The sequence below is a fragment of the Gilliamella sp. N-G2 genome, from assembly GCF_002142215.1.
Classification (GTDB): Bacteria; Pseudomonadota; Gammaproteobacteria; order Enterobacterales; family Orbaceae; genus Gilliamella.
Window position 1 is genome coordinate 1 of the sequence record NZ_NAST01000071.1, and the last position, 918, is coordinate 918.

Consider the following 918-nt stretch of genomic DNA (forward strand, 5'->3'; position numbering starts at 1 on the left):
GATAAGGGATCCAAAAGTTATTCATCAATATACATTTAATCCGACGAGTTTTATTTGGTTGGAGCCTCAAGGAACCAACTATGTAACTTTTGATGATGCAAAAAATATATGTGGTGGTATACAAAACCTACCAACTTTAAGCATGTTTACTAATTCACCACAAAATAATATTAGCCAATCTATTAAATGGCAATATGTGGCTAATACATTTACTCGTGCTATAGGTCAAGGTCTTTTTGCTGAGTGGGGGTATACTGATTATAATGCTTATCCTGATTCTGATTGGGGTAAGTTTATTCAAGCAAAGGATGGTAAAGCGTTCTATTGGACTAAAAATGCTAATTACTATGAGAATGTTATGTTCGTTGGTGATGCAAGAGCAGGAAATGTGAATGCATATCCTACGTATTTTCCGCTTCTTGTAGCGTGTAAAAGGTAACATTTTAATGTTATTTTTAAAGAAAAAATTTGAGATTATTAAGAAATAAAACTTAATAAACTTTATAAGTTTCAAACAAAAATTTCGTCTAAGGGCGTAAGCGACCTAAGACGAAATTTTCCGATTAAAAAACAAACAAATTTAATTCTAATACTCCTAACTAGGTGTAATACTTGTTAAGTAGCATTTTTATCTGCAATTCATCTAACAATAAAATTCCTAGCATCATATCAATTAATTACAATGGTGAGAAATAATCGCTTTAAATAACAATTAATTAAATAAAATATAAACAGGACAAAAAAGTTGAGAAACTGGGTTTTTGAAATTAACTGTATGTATCCATTGAAATCTATTTAGCTTAATAATAATTTACATAAAATCAGAGTACAAATGAAATAATTTAAATTATTATGTCCAAAGATAAAGGAATATCCATAATTTGTAGTTAACGCTATTGAATGGCACTTAGTATTATA

The 918-nt window shown here is 28.9% G+C and carries 1 protein-coding gene; it reads left to right on the forward strand.

The annotated features are described in order from the left end of the window. The coding region (locus tag B6C99_RS13235) for a hypothetical protein (protein WP_158092492.1) at positions 1-439 on the forward strand (439 nt) is incomplete at its 5' end. Between the last annotated feature and the right edge of the window lie 479 nt (positions 440-918).